Here is a 16,446-nt window from a genome sequence, read left to right as displayed (position 1 = left end):
ATGCTGCATCTGCGCCAGATCACCAAGCGCTTCGGCCCGCAGACGGTGCTGCAAGGCATCGACCTCGACCTGGGCCCGGGCGAGTTCGTGTCGCTGCTCGGCCCGTCGGGCTGCGGCAAGACGACGCTGCTGCGCATCGTCTGCGGCATCGAGACGCCCGAGGCCGGCCAGGTGCTGATGCACGGCCAGGACATCACCGCCTGGCCGGCGTCGCAGCGCCGCTTCGGCGTGGTGTTCCAGTCCTATGCGCTGTTCCCCAACATGACGGCGCGCGAGAACGTCCGCTACGGCCTGAACGAGCTGCCCCGGCGCGAGGCCGCCGCCCGCGCCGACGAGATGCTCGCGCTGGTGGGCCTGCTGGAGCAGGCCGGCAAGTTCCCCGCGCAGCTGTCCGGCGGTCAGCAGCAGCGCGTCGCGCTGGCCCGCGCGCTGGCGCCGGGACCGAAGCTGCTGCTGCTCGACGAGCCGCTGTCGGCGCTGGACGCGCAGGTCCGGCAGGAGCTGCGCACCGAGATCCGCGCGCTGCAGCAGCGGCTGGGCATCACGACGCTGATGGTCACGCACGACCAGGACGAGGCGCTGGCGATGTCCGACCGCGTGGTCCTGCTGGCCAAGGGACAGATCGCGCAGCAGGGCGCGCCGCGGCAGCTCTACGACCAGCCGGCCAGCGCGCTGGTGGCGGGATTCGTCGGCCGGATGAACTGGATGGACGGGCAGGTCGTTGCCGAGGGACGCGTGCGCGTCGGCACGACGCTGCTCGATTGCGACAGCCGCCTCTACAAGACCGGCAGCGTCGTGCGCGTGGGCATCCGCCCGGAAGCGATCCGGCTGATCGACGGGGAGGGCGCGATGCTCCGCGCCCGCATCGAGACGCTGCAGTTCCATGGCGCGGTCACGCAGGTGCTGCTGCGTTGCGAAGCGCTCGGCGCTGGCACCGGTGCGAGAGTCGGCGGGGCGTTGATGCTCGAAATCCCCAGCGGCGAAGCCGCCGGTCTCAGTGAAGGGGAAGTCCGCGGCCTGCGATTGCCCGCCGCGGCGCTCCAGCTTTTCGACGCGCCGTTGTCGATGCGGAGAGCCGCGTGAGCCTGGTCTTCGATCAGGCATCGCGGGCACCTCAGGTGCCGCTGCCGCGCCGGCGGGGGCGCCGCCTCGAATCGTGGGTGCTGCGCGCACTGCTGGCCGCCGGACTCGTCGCGTTGACCGTGATCATCCTGCTGCCGCTCGTGGCACTGCTCGCGCAGAGCGTGCTCGACGGGCAGGGGCGATTCGTCGGCGCGTCGCATTTCATCGCGTATTTCTCGACCGGCCGATGGAGCGCGCTGTGGAACAGCGTCGCGCTGTCGGCGGTCTCGGCCGTCGTCTGCGTCGCGCTCGCCTACGGCTACGCCTGGGCGCTGACGCACACGGCGCTGCCGGCCAAGGGCCTGTGGCGCGCGCTCGCGCTGCTGCCACTGCTCGCGCCGTCGCTGCTGGCGGCCATCGGCCTGGTCTACGCCTTCGGCAACCAGGGCCTGCTGAAGGGCCCGATGCAGGCGCTCGGGATCGACAGCATCTACGGCCCGGCCGGCATCGTGCTGGGCTCGGTGCTGTGGACCTTCCCGCACGCGATGCTGATCCTCGTCACCACCCTGTCCAGCAGCGATGCGCGGACGATCGAAGCCGCGCGCTGCCTGGGCGCCAGCGGCTGGCGCGTGTTCCGCACGGTGACGCTGCCGGCCAGCCGCTATGGGCTGCTGATCTCGCTGGTCGTGGTGTTCGTGCTGGTGCTGACCGACTTCGGCGTGCCCAAGGTCGTCGGCGGGCAGACCGCGATGCTGGCCACCGACATCTACAAGGAGGTCGTCGGTCAGCAGCGCCTGGACCGCGGCGCCGTCGTCGCGATGCTGCTGCTGTTGCCGGCGCTGGGCGCCTTCGCGCTGGAGCAGCGCCTGCGCGCCCGCCAGCGCGCGGTGCTGAGCCTGCGCGCCGTCCCGCACGTGCCGTCGCCGCGCGCGGGGCGGGACCTCGCCGCGCTGCTGTACTGCGCGCTGGTCGCGGCGGCGCTGGTCGGCGTCTTCGGCATCGCGGTGTACGCGTCGTTCGCGCAGTACTGGCCGTACCAGCTGGCGCCGACGTTGACGCATTACCAGTTCGACATGAGCGACGGCGGCGGCTGGGCCAGCTATGGGAACTCGCTGCGTCTGGCCGCGTGGACCGCGCTCGCCGGCGCGGGCCTGAGCTTCGTGCTGGCCTGGCTCGTGGACAAGCCGCGCGGCTTCGCGGCCGCGCGCGGCGCGCTCAACGCGCTGGCGACGCTGCCGATGGCGGTGCCAGGTCTTGCCCTGGGGCTGGGCTACATCCTGTTCTTCAACGCGCCGTGGAATCCGCTGCGCGGCTGGTACGGCGGGCTCGGCCTGCTGGTGCTGTGCACGGTGGCGCATTACTACTCGGTCGCGCACCTGACGCAGCTCGGCGCGCTGCGGCAGCTCCATCCCGAGTACGAACGCGTCGCCGAGTCGCTCGGCCTGCCGTTCTGGACGCACCTGCGCCGCGTGCACCTGCCCATCGCGATCCCGACGCTGGTGCAGGTGGCGGGCTACTTCTTCGTCAGCGCGCTGACGACGGTGTCGGCGGTGGTGTTCCTGTACTCGCCCGACACCACGCTGGCCGCGATCGCGGTGCTCGCGATGGACGACGCCGGCGACACCGCGCCGGCCGCCGCGATGGCGACGTTGTTGTTCGTGACCGCGGCGATCGGGCGAGGTGTCATCGGCCTGGTCGGCCACGTCCTTGTGCAACGGACCCAACGGTGGCGAGCCCGATAGCCCTGGCCAGAGAGCTTCCGTACTGCCACCGCCGCTGGCCCTCACCCCCACCCTCTCCCGCAAGCGGGAGAGGGAGTTCGACCGGCTCTGCTCGCGGCGCTGGCGCCTCTTTCTCCCTCTCCCGCTTGCGGGAGAGGGCAGGGGGTGAGGGCCAGCGGCCGTGGAAGTGCTGAAGCCCTCCTGCGTCCTCTCCCGCACTGCTGGAGAGGAAGCGGGAGCAATGAGCGGCGAGCTTCTTTCCTTCGATAGGCATTCTCATGAACTGTGACCTTCTCGTGGTCGGCGCCGGCATCGTCGGCCTGGCCCATGCCTGGGCCGGCGCAAAGCGCGGCTGGCGCGTCGTCGTCGTCGAACGCGACGCGGCCTGCATCGGCGCGTCGATCCGCAACTTCGGCTTCGTGACCGTGACCGGTCAGCAGCGCGGTGCGCACTGGCGCCGGGCGCGGCGATCGCGCGATCTCTGGGCCGAGCTCGCGCCGCAGGCCGGCCTGCGCATCGAGCACGCCGGCCTGCTGCTGGCCGCGCGCTGCGCCGAATCGGAAGCCTTGCTCGAGGCCTTCCTCGCCACCGAGATGGGCGAGGGCTGCGCGTGGCTCGGCGCCGCGGACGCGGCGGCGCGCCAACCCGGCCTGCGCGAGGACGGCCTGATCGGCGCGCTGGTCAGCCCGCACGAGTTGCGCGTCGAATCGCGCGACGCGATCCCGCGCATCGCCGCCTGGCTGGCGGAGCGGCATGGCGTGGAGTTCCGCTTCGGCGAATCGGTGCTCGAGGTCGAGGCCCCGCACGTGCGCACGTCGCGCGCGAGCTACCGCGCCGAGCGCGTCGCCGTGTGTTCAGGCGCGGAGCTGCACGGGCTCTTCGCCGATCGCTGGACGCCGCATGCCTTGTCGCTGTGCCAGCTGCAGATGCTGCGTGTGCGGCCGCCGTCGGGCTTCCGCCTGAATGCCGCGTTGATGGCCGACCTGAGCCTGGTGCGCTATGAAGGCTACGCCGCGCTGCCCGAGGCGCAGCCGCTGCTGCGGCGTCTGTCGGCGCAGCGGCACGACGCGTTGGCGCACGGCATCCACCTGATCGTGGTGCAGAGCGCCGACGGCACGCTGGTGGTCGGCGACTCGCATCACTACGGTCCGGTGCTGCCGCCGTTCGCGAGCGAGGCGGTGGACCGGCTGATCCTCGACGAACTGCATCGCCAGCTGGCGCTGCCTTCGGTGGAGGTGGTCGAGCGCTGGACCGGTGTCTATCCGGTCAGCGCGGCCGCACCGTGCCTCGTCGAGGCGCCGGACGAGCGAACGCGGCTCGTGATGGTCACCAGCGGCACGGGCGCCAGCACCGCGTTCGGATTGGCGGAAGAGGTCCTCGCCGCCTGGTAAGGGTTTCAGTACTTCCACCGCCGCTGGCCCTCACCCCCGGCCCTCTCCCGCAAGCGGGAGAGGGAGTTCCGCAGGGCGCCTCTCCCCCGAGCGGGAAGGGGGAGTTCCGCACGGCGCCTCAGCGTTCCTTCAGGCTCTCGCTCCTGACGCGTTCGAGCGGACTCAGCAGGAATCCGATGACGCGTCGGCTCCCGGTGCGGACCTCGGCGCTGAGCGCCATGCCGGGTCGCAGCGGCACGCGCGCGCCGTCGACCTCGATGTCGCGCGCGTCCAGCGTCAGCGTCACGGCGAAGCGCGGTCCCAGTTGCTCATGGTCGATCGCGTCGGGGCTCACCCGCGTGACCGTCGCCGGCAGCGTGCCGTGACGCGTGAACGGGAAGGCCTCCAGCTTGATCGCCGCCGCGTCGCCGACGCGCACGAAGCCGATGTCCTTGTTCTGGAGCATGACCTCCGCCGTCACCGGCGCGTCGTCGGGCACGATCACCATCAGCGCCTGCGCCTCGGTCACGATGCCGCCCGGTGTGTGGATCGCCAATTGCTGCACCGTGCCGTCCACCGGCGCGACGAGCCGCGTCAGCTCCTCGCGTCGGCCCGCCTTGCGGCGCTCCGCCTCGATCTGCGCCAGCCGCGCGGCGGCCTGCTCCCGCGTCGTGTGCCAGCGCTGGCGGACCTCGGCGATCAGCGCGGCGCGGGTCGCCCGGGTCTCGGTCAACGCGGCGTCGGTCTCGCGGGAGCGCGCGCGCTGGGTGTCGAGCTCGCCGCTGAGGTCGAGCCGCTCGCGCCGCCGATCCTCCCAGGCATGCGTGGAAGCGAACCCCTCGCCCGCGAGCGCGCGCAGGTCGTCTTCGCGCCGCGCGGCCAGCGGCAGCGCCGATGCCAGCCGCGTCGCCGCGGCCAGGGCGGTGTCGCGTTCGGCGCGGCGGCGGTCGGCCTCGGCGTCCAGCCGCTCCAGGCGGGCCTGCAGATCGCCCCACTCGGCGCGCAGCATCGCCAGCGTCTCGCGCTGTCGCGCAACGGGCCAGTCGTCCGGCGGCGACGGTGGCGCCTGCGGGGGCGCCTGGAGCGACGCCAGCAGCCGCTCCGCGCGCCAGCCTTCGGCCAGGGCCGCCAGGCGCTGCTCGTCCAGGCTCTCGCGGTCCGCGGCGGGCGCCGTCGGATCGAGCTCGACCAGCGTCTGGCCCGCCGTGACATGCTCGCCGTCGCGCACCCGCACGCGATGGACCACGGAGCGCTCCAGCGGCTGCACGACCTTGCTGCGCTCGCTGACGACAAGCTTGCCCTCGGCCACGGCGACGATGTCCACGCGGCCCACCAGGGACCACATCAGCGCGACCGCCGCCAGCCCGATCAGCACGAAGGCCGTGCGCCGCGGCGCCGGATGCAGCGGCGTGTCGCGCACCGCCAGCGCCGCGGGCAGGAAGGCGGCCTCCTCGGCGTGGCGCGCCGGTCCGACGAGGTCGCGGCGCGCCGCCCACGCGGCGGCCAACACCTCGCGATGGCGACGCAGCATCTCCACCGGCGCGCCGAAGCGGTGGCTCAGCGCGGCGCCGAGCTCCTGCAATCGCTTCAGTCGCCTGATCCGGACCCCGGCCCGCGCGTTCCATCGTGCGTTCCAACGGCCGTTCATGCGCGTGCTCCCGGTCCGTCCTGCATCGACCACAAGCGCCGGTACAGGCCGTCCCGCAAGGCCAGCAACGCGTCGTGCGGTCCCTCTTCGACGACGCGACCGCGTTCCATCACGATGATGCGGTCGGCGTGGCGCACCGCGCTGAGCCGGTGCGCAATGATCAGCACGGTGCGGTCGCGGCAGATCTGCGCCATGTTCCGGTGCAGCACGGCTTCGCTTTCGTAGTCGAGGGCGCTGGTGGCCTCGTCGAGGATCAGGATGCGCGGGTCGGTGAACAGCGCCCGCGCGATCGCCACGCGCTGGCGCTGGCCGCCGGAGAGGGAGCCGCCCTGTTCGCCGACGATCGTGTCGTAGCCTTCCGGCAGTTCGCTGATGAAGTCGTGCGCGCCGGCCAGGCGCGCCGCGCGGACCACCGCCTCGATCGGCGCCGCCGGATCGGCGATGGCGATGTTCTCCCGCAGCGTGCGGTTGAAGAGCACGTTGTCCTGCAGCACCACGCCGATCTGGCGCCGCAGCTGCGCCGCGTCGATCAGCCCGCTGTCGACCTCGTCGATCAGCACGCGGCCCTCCTGCGGCAGGTGCAGGCGTTGCACCAGCGTCGTCAGCGTGCTCTTGCCGCTGCCGGAGCGGCCGACGATGCCGACCACCTCGCCGGCGCGGATCGTCAGGTCCACGCCGCGCAGCGCCGGGGCGGCCTCGGGCCGGTAGCGGAAGGTCACGTCGCGCAGCGCCACCGCGCCGCGCAGCGCGGGCAGTTGCGCGGCGCTGGCGGGCGGCGCCTCGGTGCGCGTGTTCAGGATGTCGCCCAGCCGCGCCATCGACAGGCCGGTCTGCTGGAAGTCCGTCCACAGGTTGGCCATGCGCATCACCGGCTGCGCGACGTGCTGCGCGAACATGTTGAAGGCGACGAACTGGCCCACCGTCAGCGCGCCGTCCATCACCTCCTGCGCGCCCCACCAGAGCGTCGCGGCCTGCGTCAGCTTGCCGACCAGACCGACGCCCTCATGGCCCCAGGCCGCGAGGTTCTGCGTGCGGAAGCTGGCCGACACGTAGGCCGCCAGCTGCTTGTCCCAGCGGCGCGCGAAGGCGGGTTCGAGCGCGCCGGCCTTCACCGTCTGGATCGCGGTGACGGACTCGACCAGCATGGCCTGGTTCTCGGCGCCGCGCGCGAACTTCTCGTCCAGCCGCCGTCGCAGCACCGGCACGATCAGCACGCTCAGCAGCACGTAGCCGGGCAGGCTCGCCAGCACGATCAGCGTCAGCGGCACGCTGTAGAGGAACATCACCGCGATGAAGACGATCGAGAAGAACAGGTCCAGCACCACGGTGAGCGCCTGGCCGGTGAGGAAGGCGCGGATGTGCTCCAGCTCGCGCACGCGGGCCACCGAGTCGCCCACGCGCCGCGCCTGGAAGTAGGCCAGCGGCAGCGCGGCCAGGTGACGGAACAGCCGCGCGCCGAGCTCCACGTCGATGCGGCTGGTCGTGTGGCTCAGGATGTAGTGGCGCAGGCCGGAGAGCAGGCTCTCGAACAGCATCACCACGACCAGGCCCACGACGATGACGTGCAGCGTGGACAGCCCGCGATGCACCAGCACCTTGTCCATCACGACCTGGAAGAACAGCGGGTGCGCGAGCGCGAAGCCCTGCAGCACGAACGAGATCAGCAGCACCTCGCCGAGCAGGCGCCGGTGCTTGACCAGGGCCGGGATGAACCACGAGAAGTCGAAGTGGGCCATCTCGCCGACGAGGCTGGCGCGGCTGGCGACGAGCATCAGCTCGCCGTTCCAGCGCGCCAGCAATGCGTCGCGCGTGAGTTTGGCGGGGCGGCCGCCCTCCACGGCGGGATCGGCGATCAGGGCCTCGCTGGTGCCGAAGCGGCCCAGCACGACCGGACGCACCGGGGCGTCGGGCTCGTCGGGATCGCTGCCCTCGTCGCGCAGCCAGATCACCGTGGGCAGCGGCACGCGCGCGAGCCGGGCCGCGTCGCCGTGCAGGCGGCGCGCCTTCAGGCCGAGCAGCCGCGCGGCGCGCAGCAGGTCGTCCGGCTCGACCGGATCGTTCGGACCGAGGCCGAGCTGGTGCGCCAGTGCGTCGGGTTCGGCGGCGATCTCATGGAAGGCGGCCACCAGGCACAACGCCGCCAGCGGGGAGACCCGCGGCGGCGTCGGGCCGGGAGGCGGCAGGTGGAGGGGAAGGGTCGTATCGGCCATCGGGACTCACGGTCTCGGGAAAGACGCGTGAGTGCAGACGACCGGGACTCCGTGTCGTCGATCGATCAGGCGGGCGACGGCGACAACTGCGACAGCGCGTCCGGTCGCAACGCGGACATCGCGACCGCACCTGCCACGCCGAGCGGGTGCTCGTCCGACGCGGCCATCGCCTGGACCAGCCCGGCGGCGAGTCGAAGCGCCGGGAGGGGCTCGTCCCCTGAGGGCCTGACGGGCGTGTCGTGCTCGTCCCGTCGCCCCCTTGGTCCCTCTCCGGCACGCCGTTGGCCAGGATCCGCAGGACGTCCGTCGGCCCCAGACCCTCCTGGCGCATGCGACGCATCCAGGCGACGGTGTCGGCATCGAGCGGCGGACGCGGATCGCTCAGCGCCCAGGCGATGCCGAGATCCTGGTCGTGGAGCGCGTGCTGGAACTCGATGGCCCGGTCGAGCTGCGTGGGCGTTCGAATGCCCGCGGCGAACATCCCATCGATCCGCTTCGCTGCGATGCCGTGCGAAAGCATGTACAGGCCGGGCTCGTTGAACACCGCCGGCAGGGGCGCGTCGGTGGTCCAGCCCGTCGAGTCGCCGCGCTGCCGCCAGTCCAGCGCGCCGAACGCGGGTTTTTCTTCCGATGTCACGGCCACCGCCAGCAGACCGGCGTCGCGGGCGGCCTGGATGTTGGCGGCACTGCGTTGCCGCGTGACGATCACGAGGTTGTTCGTCTGCAGCTCGAGGGGCAGGCGGATGCCGGAGCCCGAATGGACGCGCGTGAACGGTGTCTCGGCGAGATCGAGGGACGGCAGCCGGAACTCGTACGGCGCGCCCGAGGCGAGGGCGGAAGAGCATGTCCGCGACCATCGACGGCGCGATGGTCTTGGCCGTCTGAATCTGCAGGCTCAGGTGCTCCCGCCGGGATTCCCAGAATCCCAGCACGACGCGGAGGGCCCGGCTCAAGGACGACAGCGCGATGGCTTCGATCTCATGACCGGCTTGCGTGTCGTCCGCGTCGCCGGTGCGCGCCTGGTGGGCCAGGCCGCTGGCCAGAGGGATCGCCTCGAGGAGCGCATCGCGATCGCAGGTCGCCGCTCGGAGGACCAGATCGGACAGGCGTCCCAGACCCTCGTCGACCGGCGTCGACGGCGGCGCGGCGACGCCCGCGAGCAGGCTCTCCGTCAGCGACCGCTTCACATCGGACCGGAAGGGGGCGAGCTCGCGCTCGCGGATCCGGCCGTTGCTCCAGTCGCCGTAGGCCAGGTGGCCGATCAAGGCCGTGGCCCGCTGGATGAGCACGGAGACATGGACCCGTTTGTCCAGCACCTGCCGCGCGACCACGTCCGGCCGCAACGGGCCGCCGAGCCGGCGCAGCTCGATCGCCCGGTCCACCGCCTTGTCGGTCTGCAGGCCCAGCGCCAGCAGGGCCTGCGCGTCCCGCCGGTCGTAGCCGCCCGACTGGAGTCGCGCGACCAGCGGGCTGGCGCCGACCTCGGCCGTCGTGAAGCTCACCTCGGTGAACCAGGTGCCGGCCGGGAGGTCCTCCTGGATGCCCACGATCCGGTAGCGACGGTACGGAATGCCGTCGTCGACATGCACCCAGTCGCCTTGCCGGTTCTGCGCCTGCAGCGTCCAGCGTTCCATGACGGGGCCGCCGCCGGCGACCTGACCCTCGTGCTGGAGGGCAAGACGCCATCCGGACAAGGCGACGGGGTCCTTGAAGTCGAATTCGAGGGCGCGAAGCGCCTCGCTCCCGTCCGCGGACGACGACACCCGCTGGAGGTCCGCGGGCGGCCGCCAGGCCGTCGCTTCGCCCGCCCGGGCGACGCCGTCCACCAGGTTGGCGGGGCTGCTGCGTCCGTCGCTGTCGCGGCCCGGCAGCGTCTCCTGCGTCACGGTGACCAGGCCCTTCTCCAGCATCGCGTACAGCGACGAGCGTTTGGCAAAGGCGGCGAAACGGGTCGCCGGCCAGTGCTCCTCGCGCCGGGAGGCAGGCTTGGGCGTCAGGTGGCTGAAGGTGAGCGCGGAGTCCCAGGGCGACCGGGGCGTCCGGTCTTCGGCCTTGTCCCAATCCCGGTCGAAGTCCCTCCTCACGGACTGCTCGAAGCGCGCCCGCTCCGCGGGGAGAGCGCGGCGGGCGATTGCCCCGCCGCGTCGAGCACCGTGCCGGGCAGCAGGTCGTAGGTGACCCGCGCCGGGGCCGCTCATGGACGATGAAGTCGTTGCCGTTGTCGTCGAGCTTCAGGTAGCGGTTCACGACGTAGCGCGACACGGTGGTCTCGGGTGTCCTGAAGGCGTCCGCCGTGCGGACCTCGATCAGGCCGGAGCGATTGCCCGTGCCCTCGTAGGCCAGACGGTTGGCGTTGGCGAGCAGCACGTCCCGCACCGGGATCTTCGCGTCCCACAACGCCCGCAGCACCGCGTGGTCGACGACGCCTGCCTGGAGCATGCCGTCGATCCAGGCTTCGTCCATCGTCACGGCGATCATCGCGCGGGCCATCTGGTCCGCCACCTCGTCGGGACGGCCCTTCACCCGCAGCGCGATCCGCAGCAGCTCCCGCGTGTCGGCCGAGATCACCTCGTCGGCATCGGGCCTGCCGAGGAGCAAGCGGTTGAATTCCTTCAGGTCGTCCAGCAGCGCGTCGTCGTCCGGCATGCCGGCCGGCCGGGTCGTGGCCCAGGTCTCGAACGCGTCCAGCGCCTGCGGCGACAGGTCGCCGCCCAGCACCACCTCCTGGTAGGCCCAGGGCCGTTGAGCGGCCACGAGACGGCGCAGCATCGCACCGTGGCGAGACGCCGACAGCGCCAGCACGGAAGTGCTCGTCGCGTAGTCGTCCAGCAGCGCCGCCGAGGGCCAGGTCTTGCCATCGCCGAGCGCCGCGAGCAGCGACCGGATCCGTCGGACCTGACCGATCGTCGTCGCGCGGACGGCGTCGGCGATGTCGACCGGGAGTCCGCTCATGCGCAGGAGAGCCTGGACGGCCTCGACCGGATGGACGCGCTCCGAGGGCGTGCTGTCGGTGACGAGGTCCCGCCTCAGCGCGGCGACCGCCGTCATCAGCGCCGCGTCCCAGAGGCCGTCGTCCGCGAATGCCCGGGCCAGGAAGAGGTCGTCGGGCAGTCCGGCCCGCTGCTGGCGCTCGACCGCATCGCGCCACGCCGCGTCGAGCAGTGCAGGCGCGAGCTGCGGCGCCGACCCGTCCGGGAGGCGGAGTTGCAGGCCGCTTCCCTCTCTCGCCCAGCTCGGGAAATCCTTGAGGATCACCCGGCTGCGCGTCTCGGTGGACCGGAGATCGATGCTGCGACCGATGCGGTGCACCGCCGAGGGCGACGCCACGACCACCGACCGGGCGGCCGGGGCCGTCGCCCACGCGGCGTCCGGAGCGCCCAGCACGAGGTGCGTGCCGGGCAGCGTGGCGAGGATGTCGCCGTCGTCGGCGTCGGGACCGTAGACCATGACGCCGCTGTCGTGGATGACCGGCAGCGCGTAGCGCCTGCCGTCGATCGCCATCGAGAGGTGCCGGGCCAGCGGCTCCACCGCATGGCGGCGCACGGTGATGCTGCCGCCCTCGGTCTCGATCACGAGGTCCGCGCCGGAACGCCACAGCCGCCGGGGCATCGCGTCGAGCTGGAGGATGTCCCGCGTCGTCGTCATCGCGGTGTTGTCGATCACGACGTGCCGCTGCGTCGCCACCTCGTAGGTGTCGACGCCGTCGCTGCCGGTCAGGGCCTCGGTCCCTGCCACCCGTGGCGGCGTGGACGTCGATGTGGACGTCGGTGTGGGCGTGGACGGCACAGGCGCCGAGGCGGCCGTGGTCGACGCCGCACCCGGGGCGACGTCCGGCGCCGCAGCCCGCAGGACGCCTTCGTCCGGATCCTGGGGAGACGGATGGCTCAGCTTGACCACGGCGCGGTTCTCCGGGTCCGCGGTGCCACGCGCCCACAAGGCCAGCTGGCCGTGCGACGCGGCCCAGTCGCGCCGGGCGTAGCCGGGCAGCGTCAGTCGCAGGGGCGTGACGTCCGCCGGGGCCTGCGCGGACGGGGTTTCGATGAGCACCAGGTCGTCGCCCTCGCGGCGATAGCTCAGCCGGTCGAGCGGCACGTCCAGCGTGACGTCCATCGGCATGGACGTGCGGGGACGCAGCAGGAAGTCGCCGCTGCCCGAGGCGAGGTGATGGCGCGTGTGACCGTGGTCGCCGGTCAGCGCCCGTCGGGCGTCGGGCGTCGACGCGTCGAAGAACAGGTGCTTGTCGAGCGTGGCGGAGGCGGACTCGCGCTCGTCGAGGCGGCGCGGGTCGACCAGCGTCAGATGGGTGCCGAGGGCATCGACGATGAAGAGCGAGGCCGGGGCCGCGGCGGTCCCGGGGGCCGAGGCCGTCGCGCCGGCGGCCACGCGGGGGAAGAAGCCCTCCAGCGTCAGCGAACCCGCGCCATCGCCCGTGCCGTTGCGGATGACGAGGCGGTGCCCGTGGTAGCGCCGGAAGCTCAGATCCTCGTGCGGTACGTCGACCTTGAGCAGCAGGCTGCCGGGCCGATTGCCGCCGACGTCGATGAACGCGTTCACGCCGCCGGACCAGAGGGCGGCATCGTCCGATGCACTGGCGATGCGGTTGCCCTCGCGCAGCACGTAGGTGTTGCGGCCGCCGCCGCCGGTGATGGCGGTCTGGAGGGCGGTCACGTCGAAGCGCTCGTCGCCGGGGCCGCCGCTCACCTCCGCACGGAGGGCATCGCGGATGGTCACGCTTTCGATGCCCAGCAGCACGTCGTCCATGAAGTGGTCCGCGGGCTGGTCCGGGTCGTCGGTGGCGAGCCGGAGGCCGCCGAGCCGGTCGTTATGGCGGATCCTCACGAGACGGTCCCTGGCGTCCAGGTCGACCTCGTCGTGCCCGCCGTTGCCGTGCACGTCCGCGTGGCTGTGCCCGTCCAGCAGGAAGACATCGCGGTCGGCGCCGCCGTTGAATTGGCCCCAGGCGCCTTGCAGCTCGAACATCTGCGGCCCGTGGTCGGCGGTCGCCGACCGGCCGTAGCCGACGTGGTGGCGAAGATCGAGCCAGGCCGTGCCGGACCGGGCCCCGGCGCCTTCCGGCGTCGGCGAATCCCAGCGGTCGGTCTGCCCGGCGAGATACCCGGCCAGGACCCGGTCCTTGAAGGGGATCTCCCGGTCCTGCAGGACGAAGGTGTAGTCGGGGTCCTGCTTCGGCACCCTGAAGGTCGCATGGCCGACGGCGTGATCCAGATGGGGATACCGGATCGAGCCGTAGCCGGACTTGGCGAGCTGCTCGCCGCGGAAGGCCATGTAGGCCCGCCGGTCCTGGTCCAGCGTCCGCTCGCGCGCCGATGCGGCGCCGACGGCGCTCTTCTCGACCTCCGCCCGTTTCATGACGTCGGTCTCGATGCCGAAGAACTTGGCGATGCCCGCGCCGATCAGGTCGCCCAGATCGGTCGACGGGCGGATGTAGTCGCCGTATTCCTCCAGCCACATGAAGCTGCCGACCGCGCCGTTGACCGCGATCATCAGCAAGGCCAGCGGCAGGGCCGCGGCCCCCGCCACGCCGGCGGCCATGCCGAGCGCGGTGCCGGCGATCGCCTCCGCGCCGCCGGCGAAGGCCGCGCCGACCTGGATGCCGGCCGACACCAGCGAGGTGGCGGTGAAGAAGGTCATGATGGTCGTGTTCGCGACCAGGTTCCTGAAGGCGAAGCTGTCCGTGCCCTGGCCGCTCTTGCGGAACTCGTCCCACTGCAGGCCGATCACGACCAGGCCGAGCGCGGACAGGCCGAGGTCGGCGGCCCCGCCTTCCAGCGCCGTGCCGATGGTGGAGAGCGCGGACTCGAGGGTCCAGGCGGCCTTGCTCCCGGCCGACAAGGTCGAGGAGAGCGAGGCGGAGAGGGCGGCCTCGCGCAACCACTGGCCCACCTTCACCGTGATCGGCGTGATCACGATGCTGCCCGTCTGGGTGACGAGCAGGCCCTTCATCGCCGCGTCCATGTGGCGCCAGCCCTGCACGAGCTGCGTGGTGGCGATGACGGTGTTCATCAGGCCCACGCCGTGCCCCGCGACGGCCTCCGCCTGGCTGCCCGACTCGCTACCCAACTCGCTGCCCAACTGGCCCGCGAAGCCGGCGCGCACCTCCCGGGCCTTGCCCAGCAGACGCTCCCCCTCCGGGCCCGCGCCCACGCGCAAGGCCTCGAACTCCGCATCGGACAGATGCAGCAGCGAGGCGCCCGCGCGCATCAGTCTGGCATCGTCGTCACCGGCCACGAGCGCCTGCAGGCGCTGCTCGACCAGTCGCGCATGGCCGTGCGCATCGACCGCCACGAGGCCGCTGTCGCGCAGCGCGCGCAGGGCCCCTTCGGTCGTCGTGCGCGAGATCGCGTCCAGGCCGAGCGTGTCCTCGTCCAGCGTCTGGCGCGCGAGCTCGTCCATCAGGCGCTCGTCGCGCAGGACGGCCGTCGCCGGCACATCCCGGTCGTCGACCCGGCCGTCGAGCGCGACGACACGTCCGGCGAGCGAGTGCGACAGCAGCTCGTGCGCCTGGACGGCGTCACGCGCCGATTCAGGCAGCGACGCGAGGGCCGACGCGAGGTCGTCCGCAAGCACGCGGACCTCGGCGGGGTCGGCCGCCACGCGGCGCATGCGGGCCTCGTCGACCTGGCCGTCCGCGCCGGTGAAGAGCCGGATCAGCGGCGTCGGCACCGTGTCGCGCAGGACCGAGTCGAACATCAGGTGGAGCTCGTCGGCCGGCCGCTGCCACTGCCGGACGTCGTAGTCGTCCGTGTCGGGATGCACGTCGGTGACCGTGAATCCGCCGTCGGACGGGTCCATGCGGAGCAGCTTCGTATCGCCCGGCATCTGATGCCGCAGGGTCAGCCGTTCCTGCGCGTCCAGGCGCCCGGTCAGCTTCATGATCCGCATCGGGCCCTCGTCGACCTCGACCTCCGCCACATGGACGTGGCCCGTTCGCGCCGTCACTTCGGCGCGGTCCGTCCAGCCGGGATGGCGGACCAGATGCTTCAGGAACTCGGCGGCGAAGGAGGTCTCCATCGACGGGGCGTGCATGTCGCAGGCGACCAGGCTGACGCGTCGCAGCCGGGGCAGGAGGGCGGGGTCCTCGTCGTGGTCGAACACGCCCGTGCGCAGGCTCTTGGCCAGCGTGTAGGGGTCCCAGCCGCTCAAGGTCTGGTGCCCGCCCAGCTGCATCCCGGAGTGACCGACCACGAGGATGTCGATCTCCGTGGCCGACGTGGCCGCTGCCAGCAGCGCCTGCCCGACCCCCTTGTAGAAGTGGGGCCGCTGGAACAGGTCGCGGCTCTCCTCCATCTGCACCCAGGCCGCGATCCCGGCGTATTTGCGGGCCAACAGCCAGGCTGCGACGGTGCTGTCGCGGTCGGCCCCCACCTGGACGATCAGCTTCAGCTTCGAGGGCACGCCATGGACCTCGGGATCGGGCAGCGGATCGAGGCCGAAATCGTTCCTGTCGAACGACGACGCCGTCCAGCCGTCCGAGGATCGAAGCGGACGCAGCGCCGAGGCGATGCCGTCGGGATCGGGGATCCAGGCCGCCGGGCCCGAGGCGTCGTCGACGGCCAGCGCGCCGCTGCGTCGCCGGGCGACCACCTGCTCGTTGACGCTGAATTCGCCGTTGCGCAGGCTTATGCGGCGCGGCAGGTTCCCCAGCGCTTCCAGATGGTCCAGCGGCGCCAGCGCAGACGTCTGCAGGAGCCGGACGATCAGGGCTTCCGCGGTCCGGATGTCGACGTCCTGCCGGACGCTGGCGGCGTGCTCGCTCAGGCCGTCCGATCGATAGGCGCTCAGCGGGTCGAGCTGCAGCGTCGTGTCGATCGGGGTGTTCGGGTACTCGAGCCGGATCAGGCCCGCAGCGCGGTCCAGCGATTGGCGCATGTTCGACGCCTGGTCCACCAGTGCCGCGAACGGCTGGTCATCGGGCAGCAGGTCCATCGCGTCGGCGGACGTGCCCGGCAGGTGACCGGCCAGCGCCTCCCGGAGCTGTTCGACCCGCTCGCCGTGCACGCGCACGGCGTCCCGGTAGGTCTCCAGGGCCTGGTTGATCCGCGTGCTCCGGTCGGATCCGAGTTGCTCGACCCAGGTCGCCACATCCGCCACGGTGAGCGCCTGGCCGCTCAGGTGCTCGGCGCCGGGAGCATCGAGGACCTCGCGGAGCAGCGTCTCCAATGTCAACGCGCGCGCATTGGCGCCGTGCTGCCGTCGAAGCCTCGCTTCGAGGTCCTCGGTCATGGTCTTGAGGATGAGTTGCTCGGTCCGGTCCGCGGCGGCGCCCTCGGCCTCCCGCTGCCAGGTCTGCAGGCGCTCGAAGGCCTCCGAGAACGGCTCCGCCAGCCTGCCTGCCGCGAGGGCGAGCGTGGCGGCGCTGGTGCCCGACCAGGTGATCTGTCCGTCCCGCAGGATCCTCGTCACCTGCGGCATGG

The 16,446-nt window shown here is 72.2% G+C and carries 6 protein-coding genes; 3 read left to right on the top strand and 3 right to left on the bottom strand.

Annotated elements, in window-relative coordinates; all coding sequences use genetic code 11:
- From ACFJIX_RS28555 to ACFJIX_RS28545, 3 genes are all read left to right on the top strand, one after another.
- Complete coding sequence (locus ACFJIX_RS28555) at window positions 1-1,083, top strand: ABC transporter ATP-binding protein (RefSeq protein WP_377156167.1); 1,083 nt, start codon at window positions 1-3, stop codon at window positions 1,081-1,083.
- Window positions 1,080-2,804 carry a putative 2-aminoethylphosphonate ABC transporter permease subunit gene (locus tag ACFJIX_RS28550; RefSeq protein WP_377156166.1) on the top strand — a complete coding sequence of 575 codons (1,725 nt, stop codon included), beginning with the start codon at window positions 1,080-1,082 and terminating at the stop codon, window positions 2,802-2,804. Before ACFJIX_RS28555 ends, ACFJIX_RS28550 begins: the two co-directional genes overlap by 4 nt.
- Window positions 2,805-3,061: 257 nt before the next feature.
- On the top strand, window positions 3,062-4,174 hold the full coding sequence (locus ACFJIX_RS28545; RefSeq protein ID WP_377156164.1) for a TIGR03364 family FAD-dependent oxidoreductase: 1,113 nt from the start codon (window positions 3,062-3,064) through the stop codon (window positions 4,172-4,174).
- A gap of 118 nt (window positions 4,175-4,292) precedes the next feature.
- On the opposite strand, the gene ACFJIX_RS28540 is transcribed toward ACFJIX_RS28545, so the two are convergent.
- From ACFJIX_RS28540 to ACFJIX_RS28530, 3 genes are all read right to left on the bottom strand, one after another.
- Complete coding sequence (locus ACFJIX_RS28540; protein WP_377156163.1) at window positions 4,293-5,801, bottom strand: HlyD family type I secretion periplasmic adaptor subunit; 1,509 nt, start codon at window positions 5,799-5,801, stop codon at window positions 4,293-4,295.
- Complete coding sequence (locus ACFJIX_RS28535; RefSeq protein ID WP_377156162.1) at window positions 5,798-8,011, bottom strand: type I secretion system permease/ATPase; 2,214 nt, start codon at window positions 8,009-8,011, stop codon at window positions 5,798-5,800. Before ACFJIX_RS28535 ends, ACFJIX_RS28540 begins: the two co-directional genes overlap by 4 nt.
- A 978-nt stretch (window positions 8,012-8,989) precedes the next feature.
- On the bottom strand, window positions 8,990-16,444 hold the full coding sequence (locus ACFJIX_RS28530) for a C80 family cysteine peptidase (protein WP_377156161.1): 7,455 nt from the start codon (window positions 16,442-16,444) through the stop codon (window positions 8,990-8,992).
- Window positions 16,445-16,446: the final 2 nt, after the last annotated feature.

Source organism: Roseateles sp. UC29_93 (assembly GCF_042695725.1).
GTDB lineage: Bacteria > Pseudomonadota > Gammaproteobacteria > Burkholderiales > Burkholderiaceae_C > Roseateles > Roseateles noduli_A.
The sequence above is the reverse complement of the archived record's forward strand: the minus strand, read 5'-3'. Positions and strand labels throughout refer to the sequence as shown.